Below are 26,240 nucleotides of genomic sequence, written 5' to 3'. Positions count from 1 at the left end.
TTACGATCAAGTTGCAGGAACCACTAGACCAGGGAGGTTATACTATGAAAAGAAAGTTCGCATTTGTTATCGCAACCGTTTGCACACTTATTATCGCAGGTTGCGGTAATGGCGGCAATAATAATTCCGCAAGCAATGGGAACGCTGTCAATTCAGGAACAAAGACAGCGGCACCAGCGGCTACCGCAGCTCCGGCCAAAAATGTAACGATCAAAATGTTCCAGTTCAAGGTTGAAATTGCCGAGCAGTTGAACGCACTCGCTGAACAATATGAGAAAGAAACCGGCGTAAAGGTTGAAGTGGAAACACATGGCGGCGGTGAAGATTACGGCGCACTGCTCAAAGCGGAGATTGCTTCCGGCTCCGAACCTGAGATTTTCAATAACGGCGGTTACACAGCCCTGGTTCCTTATATGGACCGTGCCACTGATTTGTCGAATGAGCCTTGGGCGGCCAATCTGATTCCAACCTCCAAAACGCCTGCAACCGTGGACGGCAAGCTGTACGGCATGCCGATGAACGTTGAAGGCTACGGACTGATCTATAACAAGGACCTGTTCACCAAAGCAGGGATTACCGAAGAACCCAAAACACTTCCCCAGCTGAAAGATGCAGTGGCCAAATTGAAAGCTGCAGGCATCACGCCTTTTGAAGCTACCAATGAATGGTGGTCTATGGGGATTCACTTGGTTAACGTAGGCCTGGCTCACCAGCCGGATCCGAAGAAATTCATTGAGGATGTCAAAGCCGGCAAGGCAACCATCAAAGGCAACCCGGTCTTCGAGCAATGGCTCAACTTGGTAGACGTTATTTTTGACAACGCACAGGATAACAAAATGACTACAGACTATGCTACCCAGGTTGCTGAATTTGCATCCGGCAAAGCGGCTATGATGCTGCAGGGCAACTGGACACAAGGGGATATCGACAAAATTAATCCGGCGATGAATCTTGGCCTCCTGCCACTCCCAATCAGCGACAAAGAAGGAACGATCCTCGTAGGTGTGCCTAACAACTATGTGGTGAACAGCAAGTCGGCGCATCCGGAAGAAGCCAAAGCATTCCTTAACTGGCTTGTGACTTCGGAAACTGGTAAAAAATATCTGACCAAGGAATTCAAATTCATTCCGGCTGAAACCAATGTGGAAGCCGATGCCGCAGATATCGGTCAGGTTGCCGTTGCTGTGCAGAAGCAATCCGCCACCGCACTCGGCTGGAACTGGGATATGTTCCCTGACGGTGTAACCCAAGGCTTCGGTGCAGCCATGCAGGAATACCTGGGCGGCCAGCTGAATCATGATCAGCTTCTGGAAAAGCTCGACAAAGCTGTACAGGATATCGTGAAGCAATAACAATTACAACAACAAGACAGGTTAATCCTTGCTCAAACTTAAATAACGGGGCCTTCCTACTCAGGAGGGTCCCGTTATTTGCTTGCAGCTATTCAAAATGGGTACTTGCAAGGGCGGAAATCTGTACAGAATTAGCCCCAAGACCCTCACCAAAGCGAGTGATGAAACTTAAGTGGAATTTGTCCACCTGTTATTATAATTATTATCCTTTTCCCAGCTTTAGGTGGAAAAAATCCACTTACTTTAGCGGGATATCTCCAAAAGGGCCTTTATCCAGCCTAATCAGAAATTTTAGATGGACTTTTTCCACTTATTTCAATATTTTCTACTAAGCAAACTCAATTAGTGGTACTTTTTCCACTTAGCATTACCGAAATGAATGCTCCGTGCTCCGCCAACCCTCTCAGATAACCATCTCCACAATCAGGAACAGATTCAGCGATACAACCAGTGCGCAGATGATCCAGCCCAGGATTGTGGTGATCCGGTGATTGACCAGTCCGTTCATAATCTTGCGGTCGCTCGTGAAGATCACCAGCGGAATCAAGGCAAAAGCGATCCCGAAGGAGAGAACGACCTGACTCATGACCAGCGCGCTTGTAGCATTGATGCCGAAGGCAATGATGGCCAGCGGAGGAATAATCGTAATCGCCCGCCGCAGGTAGAGATTGATTCTTTTGTTAATGAAGCCCTGCATGACCACATCGCCGGCCATTGTCCCTACCGAGGAGCTGGAAAGGCCGGCAATCAGCAGGCCCAGTCCGAAGGACAACGCAGTAACCGGTCCGGCTAAATGGCGGAACTGCTCGAAGGCAATATCCAAATCCTCGACCACTAAGCCGTTTTTGAAGAATAACGCGGCAGCCACAATCACCATCGCCATATTGACCGCCCCTGCAATCAGCATGGCAATCAGGATATCGATGAACTCCAGCTTGAAGATCTGTTTCTTCTCCTTGTCATCGATTCCGACCACGCGGCTCTGTGTCAGCGAGGAGTGCAGATAAATCGCATGCGGCATTACCGTGGCACCAAGGATACCCGCAGCCAGCAGAATACTGTCCACACCCTGGAATTGGGGAGTAAAGATCCCGGCGACTACCGACCCGGCATCCGGCTTTGCCATGATTACCTGGAACGCAAAGGCCAGAACAACGATAAGCACCATGCTGGCGATTCCCGCCTCAAGTGTACGGTACCCGCGCCGCTGCAGCTCAAGTATGGCGAATGAACCGACAGCGGTAATAAGTGCGGCTGGCAGCATCGGAATACCGAACAATAAATACAGTCCGAGAGCCGCCCCGATAAACTCTGCCAGGTCCGTAGCAATAATCACCAGCTCACTCTGAATCCACAAGAAAATCGATACACCCTTCGGGAATTTCTCCCGCGCCACCTCGGGTAGATTTTTACCAGTAGCGATGCCGAGCTTGGCGGATAAAGACTGAATAAGAACAGCCATCAGATTGGATGCAAATATTACCCATAACAGCAGATAACCGTATTTCGAACCTGCCGTAATATTGGTGGCGAAATTCCCGGGGTCCAGATAGGCTACGGAAGCGATAAAAGCCGGGCCCAGGAAAGGAAGGAGTCTTTTAAGTCCTTTGACATCCCCGTCTAGCACTGCCTGTGCAGTGAGTCTGTTTTTACGTCTGTGTATCATTGGAGGTGTTTCTGCTAAGTTTTGCTCCATCATTTTCAATCCCTCCTCTTGCCCGGAAAAGTTGTCTATACACACGAAAGTTTCCCTGATGCAACATTTAATTTAATTTTATTATAATCTGCGTTGTGAAAAATGTAAATGCATTTACGCAAACAAATGCCTGACATCATTTCCACACCCTATTCTTAACCCAACCTGCCTGCCGTTCATGTTTAACAAGTTAATCTAGGCTACCTTATTCATATGAAAAAAAGCCCCACAAAGTGAAGCCTTGGCGAAAAAGGATTCTCGCAAAAGAAAACGGGCGAGGTTCAGGATTACCCTGACACTCGCCCGCTGTTACTATATGCCTTTTTCTTCATGCCGTTAAGAAATAATACTGTTAAGATCTGCCCGCATTTTTTCATTTTGCGCCTTCAGCTCATTCAGTTCCTGCTGCAGATCCTCAACCTTCGGCTGCCGCCGTGAATGCATGCCGTGCCCATGTCCTCCACGTATGCCGAACATCATGAAGATCATCATTAGTGGACAGACCAGTGTAACTAACCAGGACCAGTTCATCACTCTACCTCCTCCAGAATTCAGGGTGCTGAGTTTATTATAAAGAGGGGTTGTGAAGAAACTGTGTTGCTGCGTGAATTGCTCCGTGAATTACCGCATGTGTTGCCGCTTATTTCCCGCCCTTCCACGTATCCTTCAGTGGAACGATGCGGTTGAACACCAGCCGCTCTTCACGGGTCAGCTTGTTGTCTACGCAAAAGTAGCCTTGGCGCATAAATTGGAATTTGTCTTCAGACTTGGCATTAGCCGCATAAGGCTCCAACAGGCAATTCTTCATAAGCTTTATAGAATCGGGATTCAAGTACGCCTCCCAGGTTTCGCCTTCTGCCTTGGGGCCATCGTTGTCTTCCAGCAGCTTTTCATACAAGTACACTTCCGCCGGTATGCCGTGACAGGCCGAAACCCAATGGATTGTGCCTTTCACCTTACGCCCGCTAAGGGCCCCGCCGCTTTTCGTCAGTGGATCGTAGGTACAGCGGAGCTCGCTGATCTCACCGGTAGCTTCATCTCGAATTACTTCATTACATCTAATGATATAGGCCCCCTTCAGCCGCACTTCGCCGCCCAAAGTCAGCCTGCGGAACCCCGGAGAAGGTTCCGCCATGAAATCTTCACGCTCCATGTAGACTACACCGGAGAACGGCACCGCTCTCTCGCCCAGCTCCGCATTTTCGCTATTATTGGCAAGGGTCAGCCATTCTGTCTCCTCCGGTTCGTAGTTGGTAATTACGACCTTCAGCGGCTCGAGCACGGCCATAATACTCGGTACACTGGCCTTTAGATCCTGTCTCAGGCAGTGCTCCAGCATGGAGAAATCCACCATCGTCTGGTTCCTAACCATCCCGATCTCATGGACAAAGCCCTTGATGCTCCCGGGGGTGAAGCCCCGTCTCCGCAGCCCCCGCAAGGTGGGCAGCCGCGGATCATCCCAGCCGTCCACATAGTTCCCCGCCACCAGTGCTCTGAGATACCTCTTGCTGGTGACGACACCCGTCAGGTTGACCCTGCCGAACTCCCTTTGCCTGGGCGCTTCTTCAACTCCCAATTCCTCCAGCACCCAATCATAGAGCGGCCGGTGATCCTTAAATTCAAGCGAGCATAATGAATGGGTGATGCCTTCAATGGCATCCTGAATCGGGTGGGCGAAATCATACATCGGATAAATACACCACGAATCCCCTGTACGGTAATGCTCCGCATGAATAATTCTGTACAGCACCGGATCACGCAGATTGATATTAGGTGAAGCCATATTGATTTTGGCCCGCAGCACCCGGGAGCCGGTGGGGTACCCCCCTTCTCTCATCCCGCTGAATAACCGGAGATTCTCCTCCACGGAACGTTCCCTGTAAGGGCTGTCCTTCCCCGGTTCCGTAAGTGTTCCTCTATAGGCGGTCACCTCTTCCGGTGATAAATCGCAGACATAGGCTTTGCCTTTACGGATCAAGTCCAGCGCGCTGCTGTAGATGCGCTCCGAGTAGTCCGAGCCGTAGTAGATATGCTCTCCCGGACTGCAGCCCAGCCATTCGATATCCCGGATGATCGCTTGAACATATTCCATATCCTCTTTGAGCGGATTCGTATCGTCGAAGCGCAGATGAAAGGTTCCGCCATATTTTTGTGCTATCCCGTAATTGGTGTGAATGGCGAACGCACTGCCGATATGCAGATACCCGTTTGGTTCCGGAGGGAACCTTGTGCAGATCTCTCTGCTGTAGATTCCGGCCTCTATATCTTCCCGGATCAGCTTATCCATATAATTCTCCGCTGCCGCGGCTTCCAAGTCATTACCCATGGCCCAAACCTCCTGTGTATGTGATTACCGCTTTTACGAACCTTTGCCCATGCAAAAAAGAACCTCACCTCCAAGACGTATGGTCTTGGGGACGAGATTCTCGCGGTACCACCCCAGGTTTATTAATATGTCGCCATATTAATCTCATCGAGTACGGCATTGTCGGGCAGGCAAGACTTATACTCTAGCTCTGTAACAGGAGCTCCTGTCGTACCATCCCCAGCTTCATCAGCCCGTTCCGATACGCCGCTCAGAGACTTGGTTCAATACACCGTTCTGTGCCCCTTTTCAGCGTCCGGAGCTCTCTGTGAAAGAATGGATATATCTACTCTTCTCTTCATTGCGTTTCATTATAATTGCTTATATTATTACCAAAAAACTGCCGTAATGTAAAGCAGGCATCAGTCCCCGCTAAGTGCTGCCAGCAGATCCAGCGCTTCCTCATGCTCCGGCGCAAGAACCAGCGCCTGCCGGGTATACTCCAGCGCAGCTTCCAGATCCTCAAGCTCATAGCTGCAGATCGCCAGGCAGTAGAGAACTGTAACCACAGGCTCGTCTTCCGTCTCCTTCAACGATTGCGTAAGGAAGCGCCGGGAATCCTCATACAATCCCATCTCAAACAGCAGCAGACCGCTGTCCAGGGCCAAATCGTATTTCTGCGGCATCGGGTAGAAGCCTGTCCACATCCGGTCGATCCCCAGCTTCAGATCAAGAATCTCCTCGTCACTGGCATCCTCCAACAGGCTGGAGATCCGCTCCGCAGTCTGAATGAACAGCTCCGCATCATAGCCGCCCAACCGCCAGAAGGCCAGGATCTGCTGCATTCCGATGGTATCAAAATTCTGATCGATCCATAGCTTCAGGCTGAAGAAATCATCCGGACCAAAGCGCTCGATAAATCTGCGGTAGGCCAAGCGGGCCTGGACATGGCGCATCGGCTCTTCCAGCATATAGATGCAGCCAACGTTCAGATTCTTGTAATGATGCTCGGTAAATGAAGATATTGCACCTTTTTGTTCAAAATAACACACCAGCGCATGATAGTTGGCGGTTAGCGAGATGCTGCCATGATGAATCAGCTTCGGCGGCTCGGCATACTCCCAGTTCTCCGGCCGGTGATCGCCTTTATCGGCGGTCAGCAGCAGAAAGCCCGCCACGGACAGCGCACTCAGCCGCTCCATACATCCCAGTGCAGCCGCAGGGAAGAGGACATGCGCATCCTCCATCTTTTCCTGATAGAAGGCGATCACATCGCGGTACGGGTATGACTTCTCTTCGTAGCCCTCTGCACGGCGGTAGTAATATTCCGGGATAAGATCCCTGAGCACCTCTGAAGGGCCCATGGTGGCTGACTGCTCCGGGTACTTCAGGGATACCTCGCATTCGTATATTTTCCCTTCATCCACATAGAGCAGCTCCTGCGGGATACTGTCAAAAAAGTAGTTGGCAATGACCATCAGCGGCTGCTCAAGCGTTCCCGGTATAATCACCTTTCCGCTCTGCGTCAAATGCAGCTCTGTATCCGCAACGGCATCGAAACGCGCGAAATCAAGGATACCCTGCTGAGCAAATGGAATCAGGCCGGGATGCTGCTGCCAGCCGGTGATATTTTTCCAGGGAAGATCGCTCATGACATAAGTAAATGGAGGAAGGGTCAGCCCTGCATAATCGATTAATTCACACAGCTTCTGCAGCACATGGAACGCAAGGCGTCCTGCCCCCGCACCCAGCTCCAGAATAATCACCGGCTCTGCCGTCTGCCCCATCGCCGCCCGGTCCTGCAGAAAGCCGAAGATCATCTCCGCATAGCCCGTTCCAATCATCGGATTGCTCGTTATATACTGGGGAACCTGGTCGTTCTTCCAGGCTTGCATACCCAGTTCTTCATAATATTTGCGCTGCAGCTCCCATATCGGCGCTTCGCTGAAGCGGTAGCGTTCTTGTCCGCTGTCTGTCATATGTGTATACCCTGCTCTCTGTAATCTTCTGATAAATATTACTGTTATTGCCCTTTACTCACTGTTCTTGAATTGTAAATGACATACTGGGCGGCGGATGGAATGTCGGCTGTAACGGATAATGCCGCAGCCTTGGGTGTCTGAACGGACGGGCCAGGGACTCTGCGTACAATGGCTTGACCTTGGCTATCCACAGCCACCAGCAACAGTTCCGAGCTTGCCTTCGGAATGTCGAACCCGGATGTATTGATCACACTAAGGTTTAGCCGGTACCCCTTGCCGGATAAATCCTGGGTTAATACCACCGGATAAAAAGGATTGTAGTTCTCTCCGGAAACGCCAGTAAATGGTGTAATGCTCAGCCAAGGTCCCGTCTGCGGCAATGTCACGCCCATTCTGCCTTGTATCGACAGCGTATACCGGTTGATATTATTGCCCATGTTCTCCCAGCGGACGGACTTCAGAGCTCCCAGCACAGGGCTTATGGGAACAAATAGCACACCTTCACGCAGCTCTGGTGCTACTTCAAGGGAAATTGCCTTTCCCTCCCCGGTTTCAGCTGAAATCTGCCCGGCTCTGATATGATTCACAGTTTGCCCGAGGAGCGAAACCGAGATGCTCTTCGCGGGGACATTGTACGTCATTTGTGCTCCGAGCGCCATGGAGAACGGACGAATGGGGACCATTAATTTCCCCGATTTCGTATAGGGAGCAAGCTTGCCAGGGAACAGCACATAGCTATTGTGAATCAGTATTGGCTTGATCTGATTTCCCATCACCGGTTCCGCCTTTGCGGCTGAAGACATCAGGGACAATAACATGATTGCACATACTGCCAGGATTGAGTATGGGGTTCTTCTTAATCGCTGGAGCAGAAATCCGGGTTGATTCATCACATACTCTCCTTCACGGGTAAGTTTCCAAAGTATAAGTCCACTATTAAGAATCCATCTTCAAGCGGCCTCTGTCAATTACTGTTTTAGAAAAGCGGGCATCTTCAAACATCCTTACGGCATATATTCTCTATTGAGCGATTGCGATCAGGAAAGGAGCCAGGCCCATGGAATCCGCTAAACATTCAGCGAGTTACCCAAAGATCCCCCAGCCGATACGCAGTGACGGCGCAGGCAATGTTGATCTCGGCCCCCGCGATGTGATGCGGGACCGGGAGAACCCGGATATGTTCGTCCCTCCAGTTACAGATAACGGACTCATTCCCAATCTGAAATTTTCTTTTTCCGATGCCCACATGCAGCTGAATCAGGGCGGCTGGTCCAGAGAGGTCACGGCCAGAGAGTTACCCATTGCCACCACTCTTGCGGCGGTCAACATGAGTCTGACCCCGGGCGGTGTACGGGAGCTGCACTGGCATCAGCAGGCCGAATGGTCCTACATGCTGCTTGGAAGTGCAAGGATTACCGCGGTAGATCAGAATGGCCGGAACTTCATTGCTGACATCGGACCGGGGGATCTGTGGTACTTCCCTCCGGGAATTCCCCATTCCATTCAGGGGCTGACGGAGGGCTGCGAATTTTTACTTGTTTTTGATGATGGCAGCTTCTCCGATCTCAATACCCTGTCTATCTCCGACTGGTTCGCCCATACCCCAAAAGAGGTGCTGTCCGCTAACTTCGGGGTGCCGCCTTCGGCCTTTGACTATCTCCCGAAGGATCAGGTCTATATCTACCAGGACCAGGTCCCTGGCTCCATACTGAGCCAAAAGGTCCAGTCCCCGTTCGGTGAAATTCCGCTGAGCTTCAAGCATCAGCTGCTGGCCCAGCCCCCACTGAAAACTCCGGGCGGAAGCGTGCGGATTGTGGACAGCTCAAACTTCCCCATCTCCAGGACGATAGCTGCAGCGCTGGTTGAGATCGAGCCGGGGGCGATGCGAGAGCTGCACTGGCATCCGAACAACGATGAATGGCAGTATTATTTGACCGGAGAGGGCCGCATGACTGTCTTTGGCGGCAACGGGGCAGCACGTACGTTCAACTACAGGGCCGGGGATGTCGGTTATGTCCCCTTCGCCTTTGGACATTATATCCAGAATACCGGAACAGAAACCTTATGGTTCCTGGAAATGTTCAAGAGCGACCGCTTCGCCGACGTCTCGCTGAATCAATGGATGGCGCTCACACCTGAGGAACTCGTCAGGAGCAACCTGAACGTGGGGCCTGAGCTGATGGACGCGCTGCGTAAGGTGAAATGGCCTGTCGTTACCTATCCAGGGTACGGCAGCCCGGGGAAATGAAAGGCCCATGCATAATCGCATGGACCAAGAGTTAAATCTTATAGTTTGGTTAACTCGAAGTTGTCGAATGCTGCCCAGTTATTTGTATTGGCGTCGGACCATACGCCCACTTCAATTTGCCCTGTCGTAACTTTTATATTGTCTATTGTATACTTGTGCCAGTAATCTGAAGCGTTAGATGTAATTTCAGCCGTCACTTCCTTGCCGCCTGTTTTGGAGAACAGATGCAGTGACTTTTGCCCTCCGCTTGAACGTACCCAGGCGCTGAACTTATAAGTGCCATTCGCTACAGCTACCGTTTGTTTGGTTAATTGCTGATAAGCAGTGGACGCCCAATGTGTCAGCTTATAGGTACCTGTATAGGGGTTATCCGTATCCGCTGATTGGGCTGGAGTACCTCCATTCCATTGCTCCCAGCCTGTCATCGTCCCTGATTCCAACCCTGGATTGGTCAAGAGATTACCGGCGGTTGTAGAGGAGGTCGGCTTCACTTCTAGCCAGTTCAAATTCCAGTTGCCCGCAGCGGCATGAACTCTGAGAGTCTGAACGCCGGCATTCAGCGGGACATTGTTCGAAACGGTTGTCCATGTCTGCCATCCACCCGTATTTGGCACACTGAATGTGGCAAGCGTCGTCGATCCGTTCTTCAGTTGGATTCCATTCGTCGCACCTGATAAACTTGCTACTCGCAAACTGACTTTGTAAGTTCCTGATACAGGGACGTTCACCCTGTAATCCATCCAGTCGTTCTCATCCATAAAACCCGTATTCAATCCGCCGTTAATATCCGTCGTTGCTTCCGTTTGAACGCCATACATGCTGTTGTAATTTTCCGCTTCGATCACGCCTGGCGTCTCTTTCGTGTTGGTCGCGGACGTGTTCAGGCCAAATCCGTATGGAAAGAGAGGCGAATAATTGGCATCATTCGAGTTGGCCGGAATTTGCGCCATACTTCTTGGCCAGGTAAGCGGAAGCTTTCCTGTGAATTCATAATCTCCAAACAACACATCCGAAAGCCCGCTGCCTTCCGTTCCCGGCAGCCAGGCAGCTACGAAAGCAGCCCAATCCGGGAGCCCATTGGTGATTATCATCGGTCGCCCCGAGAGCATGATGACAACCATCGGAACACCGGAACTTTTCACATTGTTCAGCAAGGTGATATCATCCGTGCTCAGTTCCAAATCCGCTATCGGCTGTCCGGTTCCAACATCCCCGACCATTTCAGCGTAAGGATATTCTCCAATTACAACAATGGCCGCATCGTGCCCAGCCGCGCCAGTACCGGTAGATGAATAGGTGACATTGGAGGAATTCGCAACAGCGTTTTTAACGCCTTGCAGGATCGTCGTGCCTGGCGTAATATTGCCCGGAGAACCCTGCCACGAAATCGTCCACCCTCCAGATTGATAACCGATGTCGTTCGCTTTGGTACCGGCTACGAATACTTTCGCCCCTTTGGACAAAGGCAGAATGTGGTTTTCGTTCTTAAGCAGCGTCGCCGATTTCCGTACGGCTTCCCGGGCAATCGCACGGTGTTCGGTCCCGCCGAATGTGCCGCCGCTAATCAAGCTTCTGTCGGTATAAGGCGCTTCAAAGATTCCCGCTTCGAATTTCACACGCAGAATACGGCTGACTGCATCATCAATTCTGGACTGGGAAACCTGTCCGGTATTGACAAGATCTTTGAGCGCCGGAATAAACTGCTGCCAGTTATCCGGCTCCATAAACATGTCGATACCCGCATTTACCGTATCCTTTAGGGCACTGGAGTAACTGGAATAGACGCCTTGATTGAACAGTGCATACGTACCATTCCAATCCGAAACGACCATCCCCGTAAAGTTAAGGTTTTGTTTTAGCATATCTGTAATCATATGGTGATGCGTATGCGCTTTTTCATTATTCCATGTGGTGAGTGAGATCATAACCGTTCTTGCACCAGCTGCAACCGCTTCACGATACGGCTGAATGTACGGCTCTAATTCCGGTTCGGATAGGATAACATTGCCTTGGTCGTCACCGTTTACGGTATTGCCATCACCCATCCAGTGTTTGATGCTCCCTACCGCTTTAGTTCCTTTCATGAAGCCGCTGCCGGAAGGAAGACCCTGCAAGCCTTCTGTGTAGGCAACGCCCATTTGAGAGACAAGCGAGACATTTTCAGAGAAGCCTTCATAGGTTCTGCCCCATCGGATATCTTGCGGCGCACACAAGCATGGAGAGAAATCCCATTGCACCCCCGTCGTTCTGACTTCTTTAGCGGTTGCTGCGGCAACACGCTTCACCAGATCCGTATCCCGGGTCGCCCCTAGACCCGCATTGTGAGGGAAAATAGTCGCCCCATAGACGTTATTATGGCCATGAACCGCGTCAACCCCATAGATGATTGGAATTTGAAGCCGGGTTTGCATCGCAGCAGTCTGAAAAGCATCCACCGTATCCGCCCAGGCAGTTGGAGTGTTCGGGGTTGGATTCGAGCCGCCTCCACTCAAAACGGAACCGATGAAATGATCTTTAACTTGCGTCGTAGTTGCAGTTAGACGTTCAACTTGAAGCATTTGGCCAATCTTTTCGTCCAGCGTCATCCGTGAAATGAGATCCGCTACTCTAGTATCAATGGATTGAGCGGGATCTTGATAAGGCAGTACGTCTGCAGAAACAGTAATTGGAAACGCCGTTGACAATGAAAATATCATGCAACTGATAAGCGCAATGGAAGCATATTTTCGAAAAATGAAAAATGGCTTAACATGTTTCATACGATCCCTCCTGTTCATGGAGAAGCCCTTACGATTATTCATACACTCTGAATTCAGAAATCGACCACCAGCTCGCGGAGCTATGCTTCAAGGTGATCTTAATATAGCGGCCTTCGGTTATCGGGAAGTTGACCGCTACGATAGGACCAGTTCCTTCGCCATTCGCTACCGTTTTCCAGTTCGTATTGTCGTACGACATTTCTACAACAAACTCCCTCGCATAATCATTTGTGCTGGTGCTGGAATCCATGACAATATGGTTAATCCATTGATTAGATCTCATATCTACTGTGAACGACTGTCCATCTGCTTGTGCTGCACCGCTGCTCCAACGGTTCGCGGTGTTTCCGTCCAAGGCATTTGCCGCTGAACTGCCCGATTCTGTTGAAGATGCTGAAGCTATCCAACCCGTACGGTTCCTCTCCAGTTCGCCGTAAACGTTCAGTTCTGCGATTGTCCACCAATTGGACGCGTTGCCCGTCTGAACGACTTTCAAATAACGTGCGGTCTGCGGAGCGAAATCCACAAGAACCGAAGGGCTGCTGCCGGTTCCGCTTGCTATAGTCGTCCATGTCGAAGCATCAGCGGACACCTGAATTTGATACCCTCTTGGATAATCAGTCGTATGAGTTCCTGCATCGATTAATACACGATTAAACGTTTCGGCCCGCCCGAAATCCACTTGGTAATACTGGCCGTTCGTTTGCCCGGCACCGCTGGCCCACCAGGTGGAACCGCTGCCGTCAATACCTCTGGAAGCAACGTTGCCAGAAGGGTCCGACGACGATGCTGTGGCAGTCCAGCCCGATTTACTGAGCATCTGCTCGTTATAAATATGGAACTCGGCGATCGACCACCAATCGGGACTGGTGCCGGTTTGGATAACACGCACATACTGTGCATACTGCGGCGTGAAGGTTATCGCCTGCTTCCAGCCAAAGCCCTTGCCGCTCTTCACCGTCGTCCAGTTCGTCCCGTCATTGGATACCTGGATATCATAACCTCTCGGATAATCCCACTTTTCTGTAGACTTCGTTTCGAACGAAATCTGGTCAAACACCTTCTTCGATCCCATATCCACCTGGAACCATTGACCGTTCGCCTGCGGCGCCCCGGCGCTCCAACGGGTGCTTGCACTCCAATCAAGCGCATTGGAAGGAGAGCTGCCGGGCTCCGTGGAAGAAGCGCTTGCCGTCCAGCCTGTTTGGTCAAGCGGTACGGTTGCCAGCCATGGATCACCCTTGGCGAACTTTTTCACCGTGTTGATAAAGCTGGTATTCGGTTGGAAGTTGCTTGTTGCAAATTGCTGCAGCTTTGATGTAATCGTGGACGCGGAATCATTATTGATGACTGGTACCGGTGCAGAGTTGCTGTTATACAATCCCCAGTAGCCACCAACGCCTTCATTCATATCGCCTTTAACCTTGTACGTCCAGTTAGTCCAGTTCGCATGAATGGCGTTCAGCCCGCCCATCCATTTAGACCATACATCATCGTAATGATAGAGCGAATATTCGCCGAGCAATACAGGGACATCCCAATCCTTTTGCTTGACCGCCATCGATTGTATTTTATCTTCGGCTAATGTGTTTTGCGCGTTCCAATCTTTCCCGTTTGGCATATCGTACGGATGTACCTCATATACAACGTTCGTCCATCCTTTGACGCTTGGCGGTACAATATTACCCCAGTCAAAGAAGGCCGCAATGTAAATCGTATGATCAGCATCGATGGCCCGGACGGCGTCATACATGCGATCGTAGAAATCCACTTTCTGATTCACATCGTCCGTATCTTCGCCATAATCAATTAAGGGCTCATTCATAAGATCATAGCCTGCAATGGCGGGGTTGTTTTTGTATCTGTTTGCGATCTTTTCCCAGATATCGACTACCCAATCCTGGTACGTTGTATTGGTCCAGAATTCATTAGGATTCGGTCCAGAACGTCCACAGCTGGCAAAAGGACAGTTTCCGCCTGGCAGCGTGTGAAGATCCAGCAAGACGTAAATATTTCTGGAGGCTGCTTCGCTTACCAGCCAGTCGATCTTCGTCCAAGCATTGGCTTTCCAGGTGCCGTCTTCATGGAGGAGCTCGTTCCAGCCGATCGGAAGACGGATCATGTTGAGGCCCATGTTCTCGACATTGTCAAGGTCACCGGTCTGAATCCATGTATCTTGATGCGTTGTGACAATGTCTTCTGCTGCAGCAGCGCCAAAGCGTTGTTTATAAGTGGAGTTCATCGACAGATCGTCGTTATTCAGATAGACGTTCATCTCTCCGATGGACCACCAGTTCGCGGAGGTGCCCGTCTGTGTAATTTTAATGTAACGTGCAGTTACGGCTGGAAAGTTAATCGGTGTAGCTTTGCGGCGTCCTTGGCCGCTTGCTGCCGTTGTCCAGTTGGTCCCGTCCTTAGATACTTGGACGGTATAACCGGCCGGGTAATCCTGCTCAGAGGTTGAATTCTTTTCGGTATCCAGAATGATTTGATTAAATGGGATGCTTGCCCCCATATCGGCCTGGAACCATTGACCATTCGACTGGGCCGCGCCGGTCGTCCACCGTGTACTTGCATTTCCATCCTTAACATTGCCAGGTGTCATGCCAGAACCGCTGGAGGATGCGGAAACCGACCATCCCGTTCTCTCCAATGCGTTGTTGGAGAAAAGCGAGACGTCAGCAATCGACCACCAGCTAGAGCTGCTGCCGGTTTGTGCAATTCTGACATATCGCATATAGGAAGACCACCAAAATTCCGCAACCGTAATCCGCGAATTTCCATAAGCGCTTGCATATTTGGTCCAGTTGATTCCGTCTGCTGAGCCAAGAACCTCATAGCTGCGCGGATAATCGCCTGCAGATGATGGCCCGGCATCAATAATTACCTTGCTTATATCCTGACCTGATCCCAGATCCATTTGAAACCATTGTCCGTTGGTCTGCGCAGCCCCGCTCGTCCAGCGGGTATTCACATCTCCGTCAAGCGCATTAGCTGCTGTCGTACCCGCTCCCGTTGAAGATGCCGTTGCCTTAAGGCTCGTATTGTTCATAGTTGGATCTGAGAATACATTAAACTCTGCCACAGACCACCTATTGGAAGAGCTCGATCCGGTCTGAACCACCCGGATGTACTGTGCCACCTGTGGCATGAAACGAATAACCGTGTTCTGTACCGTGCCTGAACCCGTTGCGACGTCTCTCCAGTTCGTACCATCATTCGATACGAGCACCTGATAACTTACCGGATATTCTCCCGTGAAGCCTGCTGCATTGACATAAATGCGATTGAAATAACCCGTATACCCCATATTCACCTGGAACCATTGACCGTTAGTCTGAGCGGTTGCTGTTTTCCAGCTCGTTGCTTGGTCGCCGTCAATCGCATTTCCGGCGTTAGAGCTGTTGATTGAAGCTGAAGCGATCCAACCTGTCCGATCGAAAGCAAATTCCCCGGCAGGCGACATCCAATCCTCAAAGTTCAACCACCCTCCGAAGTTTGTCCCCCTTAGCGTCACAACGTCCCCGGAACCGGAATTGTTTTTAATAAATTTGCCGTCCGTTTTCAAGAAATCGCTTGAGGTGAGCGCAGCTTCAGCCCTCTCAGCTCTTGGCAAAACAATAAGGAACTCCAGTGCGAGAACCAAAGCCAAAAAGAGTGAAAAGCCCCGTTTCTTCTTCATCATTTTCCCTCCTAGTAGTCATCTTTTTCTTAAACTAACCTGACTTGATAACGCCGGTAATCCCCCGTCCCCAAAAAAGCGTTTACATTTTTCTAGTGTACATAAATCACCTTCTTCTCCTTTTTTTTCTATTATAGAAAATAAAGGAATGTAAATCTTTTGATCATATTAGCATCCGCAGATGTACAATATTGACAATGTTATTCATCCAGCTCTTAAAGATATCAAACAACCCTCCAACATTAAATTGGAGGGTTGTTTGGTCACACCTTCTTATTTTCCAATCCTAATCCACTCCATAGCGAGCGGCTGCTCCAGCGCCTTGATGACAATCCGGTTATTCCCTTGAAGAAGTGGATGGGGATCAGCCGTTCTAATCGTATGCCATGAGTTTCCAGTGACAGGGAGAATGACAGATATGCCATCATTGATTGAAATTTCGACCTTTGACTGTTCATCACCCATCCCGCAAACACGCAATGAAACCAGATGTCCTTCACCATGATGGGGTACATGATTCACCTCATAAGCCAGCCATTCATGAGGTCTTACATACACATGCATCCATTCATCCTCAGCCCAATCCTCACCCCGCATATGCTGGAAGTTAGTAAGCTTGCGGTTCCCCGAAGTAAACCGGATATCGGTTCCATCCGAATCCCGGAAGCCTAATTCCCGTTCAACGAATTCCACGACATGATAGCTGATACCTTGTCCTTTATATCCATAGAAAATAGCCGGGATGCGAACCGGAGGCCGGAAAAGCAGGGATTGAACGATCTCCGGAAGGTAGACGCAACGATCCAAGGACAGATTCGCGAGGTATTCCCCTAATATTTGTTCAGCATCAGCCGTTTCCGGTTTCGCTCCGCCTTCGAGATAACCGATAAGCTTCTCCCATCCTTCCGGCATCCTAACCGAACAAGGAGAGTTGGTCGTATCGAGCTTCTTCCATGTCCAGAAGTTCCAAGAAATGTCGTGATCCTCATATAAGCGAAAAGCGCCGGTATACCACTCGATGTTGTTCTCTCCCCCTTCGCCCATATAGATCGGCACATCCCACTCCGTGCGTTTGTCCAGAAACTTCTGAATGCTCTCTGTGTCCGGACTATTCCAATACTTATGGAACTGCAGCATCAGGTTGTCATCCGGCTTCTCCTCAAAGATGGACCAGTCTGTCGCCCAGTGGACCCCCTCCAAAATAATCATATGCTTATCATCGACTTCGCGAATGGCGCGAATGATATCGTTATATAACGGCATAAGTAGGCTATTATAGGCCGAGAACCATTCGGGCAGCGGCTCATTCAGCAAATCGTACCCCGCGACAATCCATTTGTCCTTATAGCGTCCGGCGAGCATGCGCCAAATCTCGATCGTACGCCGCCGGTTGTCTGCATCGATGAATAGCTCCGGTTTGTCGTTCGGGGAATCGTCAATATTTGTGCCTGTCTGCCCGCCCGGCGCACCGTGAAGATCCAGTATCGCATACACGCGATGGGCTTCACACCAGCCGATGACACGATCCAGCAAAACAAGATGGTCCTCATCATAACGCTCTGTATCTCCGTCATACAAAAAACGCGAATTCATCGGAATTCGGACGGAGTTAAAGCCTTCCGCAGCAATCCGCTGAATATCCGCTTCCGTGATATACCTGTCGTAGTATGCTTTCCAGAAATCCCTGGCCTTTTCTTCACCGGTCAAGTCGCGTATCATTTGTTCGATCCGGCGAGGACGGTCTCCCTGACCGGGGAATCGCCACATGTATCCCTCTGGCAGCAGCCAGTTGCCAAAGCCAACACCGCGCAGCAACAGCTCCTCACCATGACCATTCACAATTTTCTGGCCTTTTGCCTTAATAAATCCACTGACTTTGTTCATTCTTATCCGCTGCTCCTTCTCTCTGGCAAGAATTAACCCTTTACCGCCCCATCTGCGATCCCGTTCAAAATATACTTCTGTAGAAGCAGGTAAAAAATGATAACAGGCAGCATAGCCATAACGAGCGAGGCCAGAATGCCCGACCAGTCGTTGTTGCCATATTGGCCGAACAGCATATTGGTGGACAGCAGCAGCGTATACGAGTCGCTGTCTGTCAGCATCAGAAGAGGAAGCAGAAAGTCATTCCACATCCACAATAAATTCAAAATGGCGTTGGTCGCTGTAATAGGCAGAAGTAATGGGAAAATGACGACAAAAAACAAACGGAAATCGCCGCAGCCGTCCATCACAGCCGCTTCATCCAAATCACGCGGAATGGATTTCACGAAGCCATGGTACAGAAAAATCGCGAAGGATACGCCTAAGCCAATATAAATGAGGCCAAGTCCAAGGATCGAGCCCTGAACGTGAAGCTCTCTCGTTATTTTGGTGAGCGTAATCATGGTCGAATGGAACGGAATAAGCATCGACAGAATGAATAGACTGAATAAAAAGCGGCTTAACCGGCCCGGCGTTCTGGACAATTTATAGCCTGCCATGGAAGAAAACAGGATAATTCCCAGAAGGCCAACTGCAGCAATTACCGCCGTGTTGCCCAAGCTTCTCCAAAAGTTGATTTTGTCTATGGCCGCGGCGTAATTGCTAAATTGAAAGGAAGCGGGAGCCGCTAAAACATCGTTCAGCAGCTCGCCGTCTGTTTTGAATGAATTAAGGACACCCATGTAAATGGGAAATAACGTAATGACAGAACCGGCAAGCAGGACCAGGAGGATGAGGCCTGACCTCCAGTTGCGCTCTCTGATCATGCTTCCACCTCCCGTTTCTTCATAATGGCAAGCTGAATGAAAGTGATCGCCATGACGATCAGGAACAAAATCATCGCTTTGGCACTGGCATAGCCGTATCGGTTGCTTTGCGAGAAAGCCTCATCAAATATATTCAGCGCAATGACTTGGGTCGCACGGCCAGGTCCTCCCTTGGTCAAAGCGAACACGGCTTCAAATACTTTGAACGAGCTGTTTAGCGTCAAGAATACACCGATCGTAATCGCGGGGAGAATCATAGGCATTGTAATGTAACGCAAAGTTTGCCAGCCGCTGGCGCCATCGATAGCAGCCGCTTCTTTCACATGGTCGGGAATATTTTGCAGCGCCGCTATATAGATGACCATCAGATAGCCGACGCCTCCCCAAAGCGACAAGATGATAATCGCAATGAAGGATAAGCGCGGATCCCCAATCCAGGACTGATCCAGAAATAACAGACCCGTTCGACCAGCCAGATCAGGCAGCACTTTGGTAAAAATAAAGAGCCACATCATGCCCCCGATAATGAGACTGATCATATTGGGCATAAAAAAGATCGTGCGGAATAGCGATTTCGTTCTTCGCCGCGATTCAATGAGAACAGCCAGCATGATGGCAAAGACATTTTGCAGAATGACCATGGCAATGACATACTTCAAGGTAAAACCTATCGATTTCAGGAAGTTCTCATCCTCTATCATTGCTTCCCGGTAATTGGCCAATCCAATGAACGAATACGCAGGATTGACGCCATTCCAATCCGTCATGCTGTACCAGATCCCGCCGAAGGCGGGGGCTAGTACGAAGAATGCATAAAAGACTAGAGCTGGAAGAACGAATGCCAGGAGGATGACTGTTCGTTTCGTTATAGGGTTGCCTGCCACCTTGGCTTCACTCCTTATTCACCTTATGGGTGATTACTTGGCTGTTACTTGAATCGCTTTCACCCATGTATTGTCCATCGTCTCGATGAATTGGTCCTTTGTCACCGTCTTGCTATAGTAGCTTTGAAGCTGCTTGGCCTGCTCATCCGTAACGCCGTTCGGCAGCTTCAGGTCCTGATAAGCCTTTCCTTTAGAAACATAGCTCATTGCTTCATCGATCCAAGGGAACGATTTGTAAGTATGGACAGAGGAAATCGGATTGAATTTAAGTTTTTCGAACAGAGCGGAAGAATCCGTATCGTCAAGCATATAGTTCAGCAAATCAAGCGCAACGTCTTTATGGTCGCTATCCGGGGATACGGCGAGCGATGTCGAAGCCGACAGGTTGATCATCGTTCCACTTGGATCATTGCTTACGGGCAGCGGAGCTACTCCAAACTCCATGTCCGGATTTGTCTTTTGAATCGAATCTGCCATCCAAGGTCCTTGAACCCACATGGCCGCCTTACCATTCGCAAAATCCGCAGCGCCTGCCGCGCTGCCGGCCTCAAACGGTTTAGCCGTACCATTCGACATAATCAAATCGATAATATTGAAAATATCCGCTACATCTGCATAAGAGGCTTCGCCTTTATTCATTTTATCGACCCAATCGGGGTGCTCAGAATTCACAAGACCGCCAAGAGATAGTGCAGTCATTAACTGTGGAACCCATGCCTCCTGGAAGGCTAATTCGAAAGCCGGGATATTTTTGGACTTTAGCACTTTAACCACATTTTTCATTTCATCCAGCGTTTGCGGAGGCGTCAGACCATTATCGCTGAATATTTTTTTGTTATACAGATATCCCCAAGCAAGGCTTTCGAGCGGAAGAACGGGCACTTTACCGTCATAGGTGACGGTCTGCTTGACACTGTCGAAAAGCTTGCTTACTGCCGGCTGATCCGACAGATCCGTCAAATAGCCTGCATTATAGTAGGTCGGAATGTCGTTAGCATGGATGGCAAATACATCGGGTGCATCGTTCGAAGCCAAGCGGGTTTGCAGGATTTGTTTCGCCTGGTCGGCGTTTGGAGTTTCAAGTTTGATTTTCACTTCGATGTTTTTTTCCTTCAATTCCTTGGCTTTGAACTGTTCGAAGTATTGGTCGAACTGGTCTTTGAATTGCGGCAAGGTCAGAAATACTTTGAGTTCCACTTTCTTGGCAGGTTCTGCCTTTGCCGCCGTCTCAGCTGCATCGTTGTCATTGGATGCTGACGTGTTGCCCTTGCTGTTCCCCGAACCGCATGCCGCAAGTATGGATAGCATGAGAATCAGTACGACGGACAGGTGAAACGTTTTCTTCATGTTCGATTCCCCCCTTGAGTGAGTTGCATCTTCAGTATAAAGAAAACGGTTGCAAGGGTCTTTCCAGCATTTTAGCATTCTGATTTGCATTATTTTGATGCCGGATCTACTTTCTTAAATTGCCGGGAGGCATTCCATAATGCTTCTTAAACACCCGGTAAAAATAAGCGATATCCGAATAACCCGTCATCTCCGATGCCCGTTTAATCGAGACACCCTCTTTTACAATTAAATCCCGCGCCTTCTCCATACGTAACCGTAAAATAGCGTCCGAAATATTCTCGCCTGTTCCTGCCTTGTAAGCCCGGCTTAAATGCTCCTTACTGATAGCAAAAATCTTTGCAATCGTTTCCAATGATATAGAATCCTGATAGTATTTATGAACATAGGCCTTCACTTCATCGATATTCAGCCTGGTTCTCGTCTGGCGTATGTCTTGCACGATTGTGATCACAGCTGTATACAAATTCGACAATTCCTTAGCCGCATCTAATAGGGAGGACTGGCGGATCCGTTCCCGGTATTCTTCCACGTCCATTACAAGCTCCGAAAGCTGAAACTCATCCTTAGCCAGAAGCTCCTCTAATATCGTAATAAAATCATAGGCAAGCTTAATCGGCATCTTCCTTCTCGCCGCTTCATCCTGAAGAGACTGGCTAAGATGTTGAGCCATTTGAGTAAAGGCATGCTCTATCGCCCGGCTATTCAAATCCAGCAAATGTCCGTAAATCAGCTTGCGATAGGACAAGTACCGATCCTGTATAGCCGCTTCCAGCTGGAACGCAATGGTCGGCGCGACGTTCATACCCGACATCATTTCCGTATTCAATTGTTCTACGCACTGGGACAGGGAAGCGTTAAGCTCCTCCGGATGGATCGGCTTGAGCATGTAATTAATCGCTCTGGATTGAATAGCTTGTTTTAAATATACAAAATCATCATAACCGCTCATGACAAGTATTTTAATAGAGGGAAATTGATCATGAATGGTTTGAAGAAGCTCTACCCCTTCTAAACCCGGCATGCGCATATCGGTAATAACAATATGAGGCATGGTCTCTGCAATGAATTGGACTCCTTGATAGCCATCTTCCGCTTCGCCCACGATCTTCAGGCCTAGTCTGTCCCACTCTCCCAACGATTTAACCACTTGCCTTGACCAAGGCTCATCATCCATAATCAGCACGTTATACATCACGAATCCCTCCTCTCTGTCTCCTTGTTGTCAACATAGGGTAATTTCATAAGTATGAGGGTGCCTGCCATGGATTTACTAAACATGCGAATACCGTAGGCTTCCCCAAAATGCAGTCGAAGCCGCGCATGAACATTACGAATTCCGATACTTTTACGACGCCGCGGCCCTGGGAGAGCAGCGGATGGCTCATCGGTGTCACTACCGTTTCTCAAACCGGCACGAAGGAGCGCTAGTTTCTCGGGCAACACCCCGACACCATCGTCCTTGATCATTACAATGACCCTTTTATCGATTTGCAGAATTCTTATATGCAGATGCCAAGCGCCTTCTTTGGCTTGCAGCCCATGCTCAAATGCATTCTCCACCAGCGGCTGCAAAATGAATTTTGGCACCCGGCAATCCATCACTTCCTGATCCGTTTCGATGACCGTATGGCATCTGCCGGCGAACCGCTGTTCCTGGATGAACAAGTAGTTGCGGGTATGGTTCATTTCATCCTGAAGGGAAACCATTTCATTCTCAGATCTAATGGAATATCGCAATAAGTCCCCCATCATCCTCGTGATCTGATAGATTTCAGGCGCCTGCTTAACGAGAGCCATCCCGCCGATCAGATTGAGCGTATTATTGAGGAAGTGGGGATTAATTTGAGCCTGGAGTGCCAGCAGCTGCGCATTTTTCACTTCAATTTGATATTGATATTCGTGCTCGATTAATTCTTTAATTCTGTGCATCATCAGGTTGTAACCATGCTGCAGCAGACCAATCTCGTCAAAGCTTTTAACCGATTTCATTTCGAAGCTCTGCAACTGCGCCTTTCGCATGGTCCTGGCCAGACTTATGATTGGCCGTGTAATCCGTAAGGAGAATAAGATGGAGAGAAAGATGGAAGCGGTTACAAAAATCCCACCGGTCAGCATTCCTGCTCGAATCGTAGGAGAGGCGCTTGCCTTTACGGTAGACTGGGGGATCGCCTTTACGACGGTCAATTGTCCGTCTCCAATTCGCTCCATGAAGTAAAAATATTGTTCACTCTGATGGGATACAAGCTCGTTCGCAGGTATGTCCATCGTATGCAGTTCGTCCAATACCTCGGATGAAGCAATTCGCTGTGTTGATCCTGACAGAAGCTCGCCTTCATCGTTCATCAAGAACACGTAGCTGTCCGCTTCCGATTGCAAGATATGAACGACTTCCTGCCAAACTTCATTACGTATGCCAACCGATATGCCTCCCAAAAACATCTTATCCGGGAAACGATTAATACTATGATAGGCGTAAACCCCTTCAGGCGTCTGTTTAAAATACATGCTTACAGGCTCTTTGGCAATTCTACGCCATGCATTTTCTTGAATATTGAGGGGCCGAATCGTTCCACTATCTGTATAACTCACGGATAACGCCTTTTCGGTAGAGTGACTGTAGAGGGTGAGACGGTCCACCTTTCGCGCATTGGAGAAAAATGTTGTTATGAGCATGTCTCGTAATCTTTCATGGTTCTGTGACTGAGTATCACTGTTCATGTCATCGAGACCCGCCGTCATCTTGTAAATCAATTCCTTGTTAATTTGGAGAGTATAGAACAAGACGTCAATCTGATCAATTAATTCACTTAAATATTGATCCGCCCACAGCATTCTAGATTCGTTAGCACCGATCATTTCCTTCTCCACTGACTCACGAGTGTTTATCGTCGCAATCCAGGTAACCGTGACAACTGGAAGCGTAGTCAGACAGGTCATGAGGATCATAAGCCGAAAACGCAGACTGATTCGCTTCATAAATGCCTACCTCCTAACCTGTGTTAAGATGCCTTATTCCCTTTAGTATAAACGGTTCATTCCTAATCACATAGGTTCAAATATTGATCTGTTTTTGTACAATATTGATAGCCGGATGACAACAAGATCAGAGGATGGATATAGAAACCAATATACGTAATATTCTCCTTCACGAGCTCATAGTCTGTAAAGGGGGAACGAAGCAGCTTCTTGGGAGAGGAGATGCGGTCCGAAGAGCCATCCTGCAAGGATTGGAGGTCGGACCCCTATGAGTACAGACCAGCTCATTGCCCTGCTCGTTCTTGTCATCATGATTGTACAGCTTGCCGTTGGCAAAAAGAAATCCTAAAGCCCGCACTATTGCATCTGCCTGCCACCCCTGCTTGCCTGGGTGGCGGGTATTTTTTTGCTCCACAATCACTTACTAAAGTTGAGAAACATTAAAAAGTATAGTAATATAAAGATACGAATAAAGGAGGCGGATTGAAATGCCCGAAATGGATAACCGTATGGAAATAGGCATCAGCACATTTTTGGAAACTACACCGGACCCGGTGACCGGGGAAGTCATCAGTCATGCCGAAAGACTGCGTGAAGCCGTGGAAGAGATTGTACTCGCCGATCAAGTCGGACTGGATGTATACGGTATCGGGGAGCATCACCGTGCCGATTACGCCGGCAGTGCCCCGGCTGTAGTGCTTGCCGCTGCAGCGGCTATGACGAAGAAGATCCGGCTCACCAGTGCTGTAACTGTATTGTCCTCGGATGATCCCGTACGCGTCTATCAAGCCTTCTCTACCCTGGATGGCCTCTCTAACGGACGTGCGGAAATTATGGCGGGCCGGGGTTCATTTATCGAATCCTTCCCGCTCTTCGGCTATAGTCTGGATGACTACGACGAGTTGTTCGAAGAGAAGCTGGAACTGCTGCTGAAGATCAGAGCCTCGGAAAAAGTAACCTGGCCCGGCGGCCATCGTCCGGCTATAGATAATCTTCCTGTCTATCCGCGCGCCGTCCAGGACCCGCTGCCGGTATGGATCGCCAGCGGCGGCAATCCCGAATCCGCAATCCGGGCAGGCATGCTTGGCCTTCCTATCGCCTTCGCCATCATCGGCGGTATGCCGGAGCGCTTCGCACCGCTGGTCAAGCTGTACAAAGAAGCTGCCGCCAAGGCAGGGCATAACCCGGACAAACTGCAGATCGCCACACATTCGCATGGCTTTGTCGGCGAAACCACCGAGCAGGCAGCCGCCTTGTTCTATCCTTCCACGCAAGCCCAGATGAATGTCATCGGGCGCGAGCGGGGCTGGGGGCAAGCCTATAACCGTGCGACCTATGACGATGCCCGCAGTCTGCGCGGCGCCCTCTATGTAGGGGATTCCGAATATGTCGCCGAGAAAATTCTGCTCCTGCACAAGAATCTCGGCGTTACCCGCTTCTTCCTGCATGTCAACGTCGGTACTATGCCGCACCGTGAAGTCCTGCGTGCCATCGAGCTGCTGGGCACCAAGGTTGCGCCGATCGTCCGCCAGGAGCTTGCCCGGGGAGCCGCTGCGCAGTAAGCTCCGCAACTACAATTAAAGGGATGCTGTATCCGCCATGCGTATCATCAATGGCTGTACAGCATCCCTTTTTTTATACATGGCTATGTTAAATCCCAACAATAATATTAACAATAATGATCATATTATCCACCTCAGACCGTCCAATCATTCTCTGACTTGATGTTAATCGCTTCTTGTAGAAGCCTTTGGAGGATAGCAGCAAAAACGGCGATAACCAACGAAGCAAATATGATGATCAGTCCCAAAAATCCAACAGGAGGGTCAACTTTCTTCGCTATAAAACGAAAGAGCGGCATACCTAATACATACAAACCACTGATTGTAAACGCACAGCACTTGATGTTCTTCAACGCTTTCACAGATAATTCAGAGAACGCTGTGTTCTCGTCAATGTACCGTAAAAGATTGAAAGACTGATAGAGCGCTAAGTAAAAGGGCACAGCCGCTCCATACATCACAATGAAAATGAGATATTTCATTAAGTGAATATTTGGATACAACTCCGCTGCGAAATTCGCTATACGGGGCACTAAAAATATACACAAAGCAAGCACTGCAATTCCAGCCAGAACAATAATCACCTTTAAGAAAGTGGTTGAACCTCGTTTAACATTCATGTAAAACACCTCCTCCACTTATGTAATGACAACATGATTTTAGCATATGATTTATCGTTTTAAAACAAATTAAT

Annotated in this window: 17 protein-coding genes and 1 other annotated feature; of the genes, 3 read left to right on the top strand and 14 right to left on the bottom strand. The window is 49.5% G+C overall.

Going from position 1 to position 26,240, the window contains the following annotated elements; genetic code table 11:
* The first annotated feature begins 44 nt into the window (after positions 1–44).
* Complete coding sequence (locus A3842_RS28085; protein WP_074085035.1) at positions 45–1,352, top strand: ABC transporter substrate-binding protein; 1,308 nt, start codon at positions 45–47, stop codon at positions 1,350–1,352.
* Between the two features lie 403 nt (positions 1,353–1,755).
* On the opposite strand, the gene A3842_RS28080 is transcribed toward A3842_RS28085, so the two are convergent.
* From A3842_RS28080 to A3842_RS28060, 5 genes are all read right to left on the bottom strand, one after another.
* Entirely contained in the window at positions 1,756–3,018 is a 1,263-nt protein-coding gene (locus tag A3842_RS28080; protein ID WP_178381977.1) for an Nramp family divalent metal transporter, read from the bottom strand.
* 366 nt (positions 3,019–3,384) lie between these two features.
* Positions 3,385–3,579: a DUF2933 domain-containing protein gene (locus A3842_RS28075; RefSeq protein WP_074103494.1), complete on the bottom strand. Its 195-nt coding sequence runs from the start codon at positions 3,577–3,579 to the stop codon at positions 3,385–3,387.
* Positions 3,580–3,688: 109 nt separating this feature from the next.
* Entirely contained in the window at positions 3,689–5,374 is a 1,686-nt protein-coding gene (locus A3842_RS28070; RefSeq protein WP_074103493.1) for a glutamine--tRNA ligase/YqeY domain fusion protein, read from the bottom strand.
* An 84-nt stretch (positions 5,375–5,458) separates the two neighbouring features.
* Positions 5,459–5,724, bottom strand: a binding site (T-box leader).
* Between the two features lie 51 nt (positions 5,725–5,775).
* Complete coding sequence (locus A3842_RS28065) at positions 5,776–7,332, bottom strand: tetratricopeptide repeat protein (RefSeq protein ID WP_074103492.1); 1,557 nt, start codon at positions 7,330–7,332, stop codon at positions 5,776–5,778.
* 44 nt (positions 7,333–7,376) lie between these two features.
* Positions 7,377–8,225, bottom strand: a complete 849-nt coding sequence (locus tag A3842_RS28060; protein WP_074103491.1) for a copper amine oxidase N-terminal domain-containing protein — start codon at positions 8,223–8,225, stop codon at positions 7,377–7,379.
* 167 nt (positions 8,226–8,392) lie between these two features.
* On the opposite strand from A3842_RS28060, the gene A3842_RS28055 reads away from it, so the two are divergent.
* Positions 8,393–9,583: an oxalate decarboxylase family bicupin gene (locus A3842_RS28055; protein ID WP_074103490.1), complete on the top strand. Its 1,191-nt coding sequence runs from the start codon at positions 8,393–8,395 to the stop codon at positions 9,581–9,583.
* Between the two features lie 38 nt (positions 9,584–9,621).
* Here the strand turns inward: A3842_RS28055 and A3842_RS28050 are convergent, their stop codons facing one another.
* From A3842_RS28050 to A3842_RS28015, 8 genes are all read right to left on the bottom strand, one after another.
* Positions 9,622–12,342, bottom strand: a complete 2,721-nt coding sequence (locus A3842_RS28050; RefSeq protein WP_074103489.1) for a glycoside hydrolase family 3 N-terminal domain-containing protein — start codon at positions 12,340–12,342, stop codon at positions 9,622–9,624.
* 34 nt (positions 12,343–12,376) lie between these two features.
* Complete coding sequence (locus A3842_RS28045; protein ID WP_083609772.1) at positions 12,377–16,024, bottom strand: discoidin domain-containing protein; 3,648 nt, start codon at positions 16,022–16,024, stop codon at positions 12,377–12,379.
* Between the two features lie 273 nt (positions 16,025–16,297).
* On the bottom strand, positions 16,298–17,908 hold the full coding sequence (locus A3842_RS28040; RefSeq protein ID WP_074103487.1) for a cellulase family glycosylhydrolase: 1,611 nt from the start codon (positions 17,906–17,908) through the stop codon (positions 16,298–16,300).
* A 32-nt stretch (positions 17,909–17,940) separates the two neighbouring features.
* Positions 17,941–18,771: a carbohydrate ABC transporter permease gene (locus tag A3842_RS28035; protein ID WP_074103548.1), complete on the bottom strand. Its 831-nt coding sequence runs from the start codon at positions 18,769–18,771 to the stop codon at positions 17,941–17,943.
* Positions 18,771–19,658, bottom strand: a complete 888-nt coding sequence (locus A3842_RS28030) for a carbohydrate ABC transporter permease (protein WP_143186389.1) — start codon at positions 19,656–19,658, stop codon at positions 18,771–18,773. The genes A3842_RS28035 and A3842_RS28030 overlap by 1 nt, the downstream gene beginning before the upstream one ends.
* Positions 19,659–19,691: 33 nt before the next feature.
* Entirely contained in the window at positions 19,692–21,005 is a 1,314-nt protein-coding gene (locus A3842_RS28025) for an ABC transporter substrate-binding protein (protein ID WP_074103486.1), read from the bottom strand.
* 106 nt (positions 21,006–21,111) lie between these two features.
* Entirely contained in the window at positions 21,112–22,200 is a 1,089-nt protein-coding gene (locus tag A3842_RS28020) for a response regulator transcription factor (RefSeq protein ID WP_074103485.1), read from the bottom strand.
* Positions 22,200–23,984 carry a sensor histidine kinase gene (locus A3842_RS28015; protein WP_074103484.1) on the bottom strand — a complete coding sequence of 595 codons (1,785 nt, stop codon included), beginning with the start codon at positions 23,982–23,984 and terminating at the stop codon, positions 22,200–22,202. The genes A3842_RS28020 and A3842_RS28015 overlap by 1 nt, the downstream gene beginning before the upstream one ends.
* 488 nt (positions 23,985–24,472) lie before the next feature.
* Between A3842_RS28015 and A3842_RS28005 the strand changes: the two genes are divergently transcribed.
* The gene (locus tag A3842_RS28005; protein WP_074103482.1) at positions 24,473–25,546 is read left to right on the top strand and encodes an LLM class flavin-dependent oxidoreductase; all 1,074 of its coding nucleotides are present in this window, start codon (positions 24,473–24,475) and stop codon (positions 25,544–25,546) included.
* Positions 25,547–25,680: 134 nt separating this feature from the next.
* On the opposite strand, the gene A3842_RS28000 is transcribed toward A3842_RS28005, so the two are convergent.
* Positions 25,681–26,166, bottom strand: a complete 486-nt coding sequence (locus A3842_RS28000; RefSeq protein ID WP_074103481.1) for a DUF2975 domain-containing protein — start codon at positions 26,164–26,166, stop codon at positions 25,681–25,683.
* Positions 26,167–26,240 lie beyond the last annotated feature (74 nt).

This window comes from Paenibacillus sp. P3E (genome assembly GCF_001909045.1).
Lineage (GTDB): Bacteria > Bacillota > Bacilli > Paenibacillales > Paenibacillaceae > Paenibacillus_AQ > Paenibacillus_AQ helianthi.
This window is presented reverse-complemented; position numbering and strand designations above follow the sequence as displayed.

Excerpts from the sequence above, each read along its gene's own strand:
- A3842_RS28065 (WP_074103492.1), bottom strand. The coding sequence starts at position 7,332 with ATGACAGACAGCGGACAAGAACGCTACCGCTTCAGCGAAGCGCCGATA.
- A3842_RS28020 (WP_074103485.1), bottom strand. The coding sequence starts at position 22,200 with ATGTATAACGTGCTGATTATGGATGATGAGCCTTGGTCAAGGCAAGTG.
- A3842_RS28075 (WP_074103494.1), bottom strand. The coding sequence starts at position 3,579 with ATGAACTGGTCCTGGTTAGTTACACTGGTCTGTCCACTAATGATGATC.
- A3842_RS28005 (WP_074103482.1), top strand. The coding sequence starts at position 24,473 with ATGCCCGAAATGGATAACCGTATGGAAATAGGCATCAGCACATTTTTG.
- A3842_RS28000 (WP_074103481.1), bottom strand. The coding sequence starts at position 26,166 with ATGAATGTTAAACGAGGTTCAACCACTTTCTTAAAGGTGATTATTGTT.
- A3842_RS28015 (WP_074103484.1), bottom strand. The coding sequence starts at position 23,984 with ATGAAGCGAATCAGTCTGCGTTTTCGGCTTATGATCCTCATGACCTGT.
- A3842_RS28045 (WP_083609772.1), bottom strand. The coding sequence starts at position 16,024 with ATGAAGAAGAAACGGGGCTTTTCACTCTTTTTGGCTTTGGTTCTCGCA.
- A3842_RS28040 (WP_074103487.1), bottom strand. The coding sequence starts at position 17,908 with ATGAACAAAGTCAGTGGATTTATTAAGGCAAAAGGCCAGAAAATTGTG.
- A3842_RS28080 (WP_178381977.1), bottom strand. The coding sequence starts at position 3,018 with ATGATACACAGACGTAAAAACAGACTCACTGCACAGGCAGTGCTAGAC.
- A3842_RS28055 (WP_074103490.1), top strand. The coding sequence starts at position 8,393 with ATGGAATCCGCTAAACATTCAGCGAGTTACCCAAAGATCCCCCAGCCG.
- A3842_RS28060 (WP_074103491.1), bottom strand. The coding sequence starts at position 8,225 with ATGAATCAACCCGGATTTCTGCTCCAGCGATTAAGAAGAACCCCATAC.
- A3842_RS28025 (WP_074103486.1), bottom strand. The coding sequence starts at position 21,005 with ATGAAGAAAACGTTTCACCTGTCCGTCGTACTGATTCTCATGCTATCC.
- A3842_RS28085 (WP_074085035.1), top strand. The coding sequence starts at position 45 with ATGAAAAGAAAGTTCGCATTTGTTATCGCAACCGTTTGCACACTTATT.
- A3842_RS28050 (WP_074103489.1), bottom strand. The coding sequence starts at position 12,342 with ATGAAACATGTTAAGCCATTTTTCATTTTTCGAAAATATGCTTCCATT.
- A3842_RS28070 (WP_074103493.1), bottom strand. The coding sequence starts at position 5,374 with ATGGGTAATGACTTGGAAGCCGCGGCAGCGGAGAATTATATGGATAAG.